5 protein-coding genes and 1 pseudogene are annotated in these 9,034 nt (G+C 71.4%); all 6 read left to right on the top strand.

Features of this window, described 5'->3' with window-relative positions; all coding sequences use genetic code 11:
* The first annotated feature begins 152 nt into the window (after positions 1-152).
* Positions 153-1,094, top strand: a complete 942-nt coding sequence (locus tag ACZ592_RS27930) for a ComEA family DNA-binding protein (RefSeq protein WP_471584380.1) — start codon at positions 153-155, stop codon at positions 1,092-1,094.
* Positions 1,091-3,049: pseudogene (locus ACZ592_RS27935) on the top strand (ComEC/Rec2 family competence protein); the annotation flags it as partial. The gene ACZ592_RS27930 and the pseudogene ACZ592_RS27935, both read left to right, overlap by 4 nt.
* Before the next feature lie 113 nt (positions 3,050-3,162).
* Positions 3,163-4,614 carry a site-specific integrase gene (locus ACZ592_RS27940; protein ID WP_471584381.1) on the top strand — a complete coding sequence of 484 codons (1,452 nt, stop codon included), beginning with the start codon at positions 3,163-3,165 and terminating at the stop codon, positions 4,612-4,614.
* Between the two features lie 77 nt (positions 4,615-4,691).
* Entirely contained in the window at positions 4,692-6,365 is a 1,674-nt protein-coding gene (locus tag ACZ592_RS27945; protein WP_471584382.1) for a hypothetical protein, read from the top strand.
* Positions 6,362-8,500 (top strand): integrase, encoded by a 2,139-nt coding sequence (locus tag ACZ592_RS27950; protein ID WP_471584383.1) that lies wholly within the window; start codon positions 6,362-6,364, stop codon positions 8,498-8,500. The genes ACZ592_RS27945 and ACZ592_RS27950 overlap by 4 nt, the downstream gene beginning before the upstream one ends.
* Complete coding sequence (locus tag ACZ592_RS27955; protein WP_471584384.1) at positions 8,497-8,910, top strand: hypothetical protein; 414 nt, start codon at positions 8,497-8,499, stop codon at positions 8,908-8,910. Before ACZ592_RS27950 ends, ACZ592_RS27955 begins: the two co-directional genes overlap by 4 nt.
* Positions 8,911-9,034 lie beyond the last annotated feature (124 nt).

A 9,034-nucleotide genomic window follows, 5' to 3' on the forward strand; every position in this document is an offset into this window, starting at 1 on the left:
CGCACGCCGGGGGCGTCTCCGCGGTTCACCGGTACGCGGCACGAGCACCTGCGTCACGTGTACCCGCGTCGCGAACACCTGCACCACGTGTGCCCGCCGCGCGCGTCCCGGGGGCGCGTGCGGCGGTGCCCGGGTGGGCGAGGGCAGCGGCGGTGGATGAGGAGGCGGACGGGAAATCGCCCACGCGGGCTGTGTGGGCGAGTGGTGACGCGGTCGGGGAGGCGACCGGAGGGGCGACCGAAGAGGCGGCCGGTGAGAGGCCCTTTCGGGGCCCGGAGACGCTGCCGCACCGGACGGACGCCTCGCGGCGGGAGCGGGTGGGGCTCGCCGTCCGGGAACGCCTGCCCGTGTGGCTGCAGACCCGCTGCGGCCTGGAGCGCCGTGGCGTGGCCGCCCTCACCGTGGTTCTCCTCGTCGCCGCGGTCTTCGCCGCTCAGCACTTCTGGACGGGGCGTACCCAGCCCGTGCGACCACCCGACGTGGTGCGCGCGGCGGGCGCGGCTCCTGAGCGGGGTGCGGAACCGGCCCCGTCGCCAGGGCCCCCGGCGCAGGCCGGGCGGGCATCGGCGGACGGGAGTGGTGCGGGTGGCGCGGCGGCCGGTGCGGGTGCCGCCGGCGGGATCGTGGTGGACGTCAGCGGAAAGGTGCGGCGTCCAGGGGTCCAGCGGCTGCCCGCCGGGTCCCGGGTGGCCGACGCGTTGCGGGCCGCCGGGGGAGTCCGGCCCGGCACCGAGACCGGCGACCTGAACCGCGCGCGGTTCCTCACGGACGGCGAGCAGGTGGTGGTGGGGGCTCCGGCGGTGGCTCCCGAAGGCGGTGGAGTCGGCGTTGGGGCGGCCGGGGCGGGTGCCGGACCGGCGGGGGCGGCAGGCGCGGGAGGAGTCGGCGGGGCTGCCCCGGGAGGCCTGGTCGGGCTGAACACGGCAAGCCCGGCGCAGCTGGACGAACTGCCGGGCGTCGGCCCCGTGCTGGCGCAGCACATCATCGACTACCGCACCGAGCACGGCGGCTTCCGCTCCGTCGAGGAGCTCCGCGAGGTCAACGGCATCGGGGACCGGCGCTTCGCCGATCTCCAGGATCTCGTACGGCCATGACGCGCAAGGCGGTTCACGTCGCGTCGGGGCACCGGCTGGGAGCCTCGCACCCTCGACAGGAGGGGCCGGTCGACCTCCGCCTTGTGCCGCCCGCGCTAGCGGCTTGGGCATCGGCCGCCCTGATGCTGGACGCCTCGCCTCGGTGGGCGGTAACCACCGTGGTGGCCTGCGTGTTGGTGTCCGGAGCCTTGTCGGTGCGGTGGACGGCCCGGGGGCGCCGGGAGGGATGGGGGCGACAGCGTGGACCGGGCCCGGGCGGAGGCGGGCAGCCCCTGGGCCAGCTGTCCGGACAGCCGGGACAGCCGGGGCAGCCCGATTCATCAGGGCGGCCGGGGCTGCTGGGGCAGCCCGAGTCGGCAGGGCGGTTGGGGTGGCGGGCGCCGCCGGGGCGGCTGCGGTGGGGTCGTGCTTCGGCGGTGGCGATTCTGCTCTGTACCGCCGGGGCGTCAGGTTCCGCGGCGCTGCACGGCGCGGATCTGCGCCGTGGCCCGGTCCCCGGTCTTGCGGGTGAGTACGCGTCGGTGACGGCGGAGTTGGAGGTCACGTCGGATCCCCGGCGCACCCGGCCCCGCGTCGCCAGTGCGCACGCGATGCCGCCCACCGTGGTCCTGGACGCCGAGGTCGTCCGTGTCACGGAGGCGGACGGCACGTCGACCAGGACGCGCACCCCGGTTCTGGTGGTGGTGCGGGAGGGGGACTCGAAGACCGGACGATCCGGGGCCGGACGATCTGAGGCCGGGGGGTCCCGGGCAGGGAGATCCGGAGACGCATGGCTCGGACTGCTGCCGTCGACCCGGCTGCGGGTGCAGGGCCGACTGGCTCCGCCGCTGCCGGAAGGGGACAGGGCCGCCGCGGTGCTGCGGGTGTCAGGGGAGCGGGCGCCCCACGTGGTCGGGGCGCCGTCCGGGGCGCAGCGACTGGCCGGGGATCTGCGGGGCGGGCTGCGGAGGGCGACGGACGGGCTGCCCGCCGATGCTCGCGCCCTGCTCCCCGGACTGGTCATCGGGGACACCTCGCGCGTACCGGCCGAGCTGGACCAGGCCTTCCGGGCGACCGACCTCACGCATTTGCTGGCTGTGAGCGGCGCGAATCTCACGATCGTCCTCGTCCTGCTCATCGGGCCGCCGGGCACCGCCCAGCGGGTGGAACGGCGCGGTCTCGCACCGAAGTTGGGTATCCCGCTGCGGATGACCGCCCTGCTCGGCGGGGTGCTCACGCTGGGGTTCGTCATCGTGTGCCGCCCGGACCCGAGCGTCCTGCGGGCCGCGGCCTGTGGACTGATCGCTCTCCTCGCGATCGCGACCGGGCGGCGCAGATCGCTGATCCCCGCGCTGGCCGCGGCGGTGCTGCTGCTCGTCCTGTACGACCCGTGGCTGGCCCGGAGTTACGGCTTCCTGCTCTCCGTCCTCGCCACCGGCGCCCTTCTCACCCTCGCGCCGCGCTGGGGTGCGGCGCTGCGGCGGCGTGGAGTCCCGCCGAGGCTCGCGGAGGCGCTGGCCGCGGCGGCCGCGGCGCAGGCGGTGTGTGCGCCCGTCGTCGCCGTTCTCGCGGCGCGGGTGAGCCTGGTCGCGGTGCCGTGCAATCTGCTCGCGGAGTTCGCGGTCGCACCTGCCACGGTGCTCGGTTTCGCGACGCTCGCGGCGGCTCCGGTCGCGATGCCCGTGGCCGAGGTGCTGGCCTGGGGGGCGAGCTGGCCCACCGAATGGATCGCGGGGATCGCCCGGACGGGGGCGGCGCTGCCCGGGAGCGGGGTCGACTGGCCGGGTGGCTGGCGCGGCGGGTTCCTGCTCGCGCTCGTCACGGTGGTCGTCGTCCTGGTGGGGCGCAGGCTGGTGCGGCATCCGTGGCTGGTCACGCTCTGCGCGGTTCTGCTCTTCCTGGTCATCGTCCAGCCTCCGCCCGTCACCCGGGTGATCGCGGGGTGGCCGCCGCCGGGCTGGCGGATGGTGGTGTGCGCACAGTTCCCTATTGAATCTCTGTGTTGCGGCAGTTCGTGTTGCGGACGGAGAGGGACGTGTTGAGCAAGACCTGGCAAGTGCACTGGGTGACGAGGAGGCATGTCGCAGCGGTGAGTGATCACCCTGTGCTGCGGGAGTGGGCCGATCTCGATGTGCGAGAGGAGGCCGCCCGGATCGACCCGGGGGACGTGTTCTTCACGGACCCGAACTACCGGGTGGACCCGCGGCTGACGCTGTACACGACGCGCTCGGCGTTCGCGCACCTGGCCAGGGAGACGCGGCGGAACTACGCGGGGGACTCCTGCCTGTTCTTCAACTTCCTGTGGCAGCGCGACAAGAACTGGTGCGATGCCGAGGCAGAGGACCTGCTCGACTTCGAGGACTGGCGGCGCTGGTCGCCCCGCAACCCGAAGCGGATCAGCGGATCGAAGTGGAACCGCGAACTCGCGGCGCTGACCAGGCTCTACAAGTGGGCCGCGGCCAAGAAGTACGTCGCGGCCAACCCGGTCCTGGAGCGCGAGGTGCTGGGCCGCCACGGCGAGATGGTGAGCGTCCCGGCCCAGCGGGCGAAGGACGCACGGTCGAGCAACGTGAAGTGGCTGACCCCTCGGGCCTACCGGATGTGGAGGGACGTGGGCCTGCGCGGCTACACCGCCGAGGGGCGGCGGGATGCGTCGTTTCGGGGCCGCAACGACGACCGCAATGCCGCCTACTCCGACCTGCTGTTCTCCTCGGGGATGCGTCTGTCGGAGGGCGGTTCGCTGCTGACCTTCGAGGTCCCGGCCCTGGAGGAGAGCATGAAGCGCTACTTCGACGGGCGCCTGGGGAAGGCGGCGACCAAGAGCCGTCGTGAGCGGACGTTCTACGTCGCGGTCGAGGATCTGCGGTCGGTCATCGCCTACGAGCGCACGACGCGGCGGGCGGCGATCCGCCGGGCTCAGGCCAAGGGCCGCTATGAGGCGATGGATGACATCTGGATCGTGCAGAAGCGTTCCGGCTGGGAGGAATCGATCCTGCACTTCCGGGACGAGAAGGGGCTGTTGGTCGAGCGGGGGTTGACCTCGCTGGACGTGGAGGAACGCCAGCGTCTGTTCATCGAGGGGGACGGCGGTCTGGAGCCGTTGTGGCTGTGGCTGTCGGAGGACGGCAGCCCGTTCCAGCCGCACTCGTGGGAGGCGGTCTACCGGGCCGCGTCGCTGCGGTGCCGCACGGTACTGAAGGGCAAGGTCGCCAAGGTGCCCTATTTCACGCCGCACATGGCCCGGCACTCGTTCGCGCTGAAGATGCTGGCCGCGCTGATGCACATCCTCGACAAGCGGTTCGGGCTCTCCCCGGAGGAGAGGCGGGACTTCCGTCTGCTCTATGGGGATGCCTGGCGCATGGTCAAGGACCTCCTTGATCACGCGAGTGAGGAGACCACCCGCAAGATCTATCTCGCTCCTGTTTCGGACCTGCAGATCCGGTCCCTGCTGCTGGACGAGGCCGACCCGGGCACCAACGAACTCCTGTCCCAGATCGCGAAGTTGTCGGAACGCGTCCTGGACGGCGAGGCACTGGTATGAGTACACGAGGACGACGCGCTGTTCTGCCCGGGGAGGGCGGGCATCGCCGCCGGCCGCCGCTGGAGCCCGGTGATCTGGTGGTCTGGCACACGGCCGAGGACGGCGTGAAGAAGGCCAGCTACGACTTCGGCCAGCTGGCGGTCGGCCCGCGCCTGCAGCGGGAACTGGCGGAGGTCTTCGCCGTCCAGTGCGGTCCCGCGGGGGCCTGGAAGACGATTCCGTCCAGCCGGGAGTCCTGGCTGATCCTGCTCTACTTCAGCCGGTTCCTGGCCGCGCAGGATCACATACCCGAGTCGCTGGGCGAGTTGGCGCCGGAGACGTGGGCGGCCTGGCGGCTGAGCCGCACGCCGAACTCCACCGGCGGAGCCCAGATCCGCAAGGTCGCCCGCCTGCTGAAGGAGCATCCGCGGGTGCCCGAGGCGACACGGAACCTGATGAAGAAGCGGGTGCCGAAGCCGAAGGCGCCCAAGGAGACCGCCTACAGCCACGAGGAGTTCGACCAGATCAAGCTGGCCGCGACCCAGAAGTTCCGTCCCGCTCTGCACCGCATCCGCGCCAACTGGCAGCACCGTGAGGACTGGCGGGCGGGCCGGTTCGAGAAGGGTACGGACGACTGGCTGGTGGGCGAGGCCTTGGACCACCTGGTCCGCACCGGGGAGACGCCGTTCTACGTCGGTCTGCACGGCCGCCAGCGGTCCGATTCGCGCTACACCGAGGCCCTGGGCGGCGGCCGGGCCGAGCACACGTGGATGCGTCTGTTCCTGACCAGGCAGGAGGCATGCGCGCTGATGACCTTGATGATCGCCTCCTACGGCTGGAACGCGACGCCGGTCATGGAGTTGACGGTGCCCGACGCGAGCCCGGACGCCGGGAACGAGGGGCAGGTCATCTACCGGGTCGAGCTGGAGAAGCGGCGCCGGAGCCAGGCGGCGCGCTATGAGACACGGAATCTCGCCGACTGGGGGGCGAACTCTCCCGGACGGCTGATCACGCACGCGATCGAGGCCACGGCCCCGGCCAGGGAGACGCTGAAGAACCTCGGGGAGCCCACCGACCGGCTGATCGTCTGGCGTCTGGCCCGGCACCATGAGGTCTACGGAGAGAGCCTTGCCGGACTGTTCAAGGGCAACGACTTCCTGCCCGATGTCTGGCGCCACTTCCGCGACGAACTGGGCGGCGGTGTCTCGCTGAACCTGCGGCGGCTGCGGAAGACCGTGGTGATCGCGCACCAGCGCCAGCCCACCCAGCACAGCCAGGACACCCACGACGAGGTCTATGTCCTGCCGGACCCGCGCACCCACACCGCCGCCCAGCCGGTGATCGCCGATGGCATCGTGGAGGCGATCGAGTCGGCCCGCGCGTCCTTCAAGGCCCAGATCAGCCGGGCCGACATGGATGCCGGGCAGGACACCCCGACCACCGGCTGCAGCGACTACACGCACAGCCCGTTCGGGGACCAGGGGGTGCCGTGTCGGGCGTCGTTCCTGCTCTGCACGGCCTGCCCGAACGCCGTGATCACCCCGCGCCATCTGCCGCGGCTGGCCTATCTGCTGCACGTGCTGGGGGAGTTGAAGGCCGTCCTCGCGCCGGAGGTGTGGGACCAGGACTGGCGCGACCCCTACGCACGGCTTCGCGAGTTGCGCAAAGCCCCGGACTTCACCGACACCGAATGGAAAGACGCCTTGGACGACGTGACCGCCCGGGACCGGGAGATCATCGACCAGCTGCTGAAGCGGGGGTTCGACGCATGAGCCTGGCCCTGAATCCTCTGTTCCTGCCGCCCGCGCTCGACGCCTTCGTGTTCGACCCGGCGATGGTTCCCGAGGACCGCCGCCAGTTCGTCCCCCGCTACGGGGATCCGGGCTGGTCGGTGCTCGCGCTGACACAGAACCCGTCGGCGACCGACGACATCATCTACTGGCGGTGGTTCCCGGAGGTCTTCCGCGAGCCGTTCCGCTTCGCGTCCTGGACGCTGATCAGCTACCCGCTGCCGGACGAGGACGTTGCCCGGCACGGCGCCGCCATGCGGTCCAAGCTGAGTGCGGGCCGGATCCTGAAGACGGTCAACCAGTGGTCGCAGTTCGCCGAGTGGCTGCACGAACGCGGGATCACCTCGCTGTCGCAGGTGGCGGCGGAGGACCTGGCGGACTTCGCCCTGCAGCTGGACAAGAAGCGGGGCCTGGCCCGCAACACGGCTGTCGGCTACCTGGTCGGGCTGTCCCGGCTGCACTACTACGGCCAGTATCTGCCGCCGGTCGACCGGCTGGTCGAGCCGCCCTGGGTGTCCGAGGGCATGGACGACTACCTGCCGGCCGCCACGCCGGGGGGCGAGAACATCACCGAGCCGATCGCTCCGGCCGTCATGGGCCCGCTGCTGGTCTGGGCCCTGCGGTTCGTCGAGGAGTACGCCGACGACATCCTGACCGCTTATGAGGAACACTGCCGCCTGGTCGCCGCCGCCGATGCCCTGGACGTGCCTCTCACGCCGGGCTGCGGCGACGGGCTGGTGTCCTTCCTTGAGCAGTTGGAGGCCGAGGGCAAGCCGGTCCCGGTGACCACCTGGAACCCGAACACGCCGTTGGCCGCTGCCGGGATCTTCCTGGCGGCCACGACGGGGACGCCGCCGAAGAAGGTCCACAGCATCATGCGGCGGTCGCACTGGAAGGAATACACCCGCGACCACCACGGCCCCTGTCTGCTGAAGGCACCGGTCACCGCCCGGCTGGGCGGCGAGCCCTGGCACGAGCCGTTCGAGTTCTACAGCATCACCACCCTGGTCAAGCACCTGGTCACCGCATGCTTCATCGTCCTGGGATACCTGACAGGAATGCGGACCGGGGAGGTGCTGGGCCTGGAGAACGGATGCTGCCCGGACCCGGAGAGGGCCGAGGAGGCGGCCCGGCGGCATCTGATCTACGGGAGGGTGTTCAAGATCGCCCGGGATGAGGACGGCAACCACGACTCCGCCGGGATCGTCCGCGAGGCTCCCTGGGTCGCGGTCCCGCAGGTGGTGACGACAGTGCGGGTCCTGGAACGGCTCGGCGGTCAGGGCCTGTTGTTCGCCGCGGAGGTCCACGACCCGCGGCTGCCCGAGCGCCGCAGCGGCCGGTCGCTGGCGATCGCCACGATGAGCAACCGCATCGAGTCGTTCATCGAGTGGGTCAACACCCACGCCGAGGCCAGAGGACGGCAGGTGGAGGCGATCCCGCCCGACCCGCGCGGCCGGGTCGGCACCGGCCGCTTCCGCCGGACTTTGGCCTGGCACATCGCCCGCCGCCCCGGCGGTCTGGTGGCGCTGGCGGTTCAGTACGGCCACATGCGCACGCTGATCAGTGAGGGCTACGGTTCGCGCTCGCGCGGCGGCATCCACGACTTGCTGGACTTCGAGACGGCCCGCAACGTCGCCGAACACCTCAGCGAGGTCCACGAGGCGATCCAGGACGGCGAAGGCGTCTCCGGCCCGGCCGCGAGGCGTCTGATCAACGCCGCCGCCCAGGAACACAGCCGCTTCGGCGGGATCATCGCCTCGGTCCGCCAGGCCCGCAGCCTGCTGGCCGACCCGACCCTGAACGTCTTCGAGAACAAGGAGGCATTCCTGTTCTGCAACTACGACCGGGCCAAGGCACTTTGCCATCCCGGACGCGGCGGGAAGAACGAGGTCCCGAGCCTGGACCGCTGCAAGGTCAACTGCGCGAACATCGCCCGGACCGACACCCACGCCCGCCAGTTGCGGGAGGCCGCCGACGGCCTGGGCCAGCAGGCCGCCTCCGGACTGGTCCCCGAGCCGCTGGCCGATCGGCTGCAGGAGCGGGCCCAGTCTCTGGCTGCGCTCGCCGACCAGCACGACAGTGACCGCGTCATGGCGGGAGTGGGGGCGACGTTGTGAGCCGGGACAAGGAGAGGGAGAACATCCGGGCCGCGATGGACCGGCTGCTGGCGGGCACTCCGCTGCGGTCGGACGGGGCCCTGACCGTCCTGGCGCTGGCCGCCGAGGCGGACGTGAAGCGGCACGTGCTCACCCACCGGCACACCGACCTCAAGGACGAGTTCTACGCGAGGGTGAGGGCCCAGGGGCAGGTCCCCGACAGTGAACGCAAGCTGCGGGAGGAGCTGAAGAAGACCAAGGAACGGCTGGCCGAGGTCGTGGAGGAGAACAAGCGGCAGCAGGCCAAGATCGAGATGTTCGCCCGGGTGGTGAACGTCCTCACGGTCGAGAACGACGAGCTTCGCGGCCAGCAGGGCCGCAAGCGGGCCGCGGTGGTGGCGTTGCGTCCGGCGCCCGAGCCCGGCTCGTAGTCAAACCGTCTGGTCGTGGGGGGGGGGGGGGGGGGGGGGGGAAAAAAAGAGAAGAGAAGCCCCAGGAAAAAAGAATAGCGCCACTTCGGTGGGGGGGGGGGGACCACCTAAAAGACGGTCCCCC

Source organism: Streptomyces sp. NPDC040622 (assembly GCF_055593965.1).

Coding starts and splice junctions, on each gene's coding strand:
- ACZ592_RS27950 (WP_471584383.1), top strand. CDS start 6,362: ATGAGCCTGGCCCTGAATCCTCTGTTCCTGCCGCCCGCGCTCGACGCC.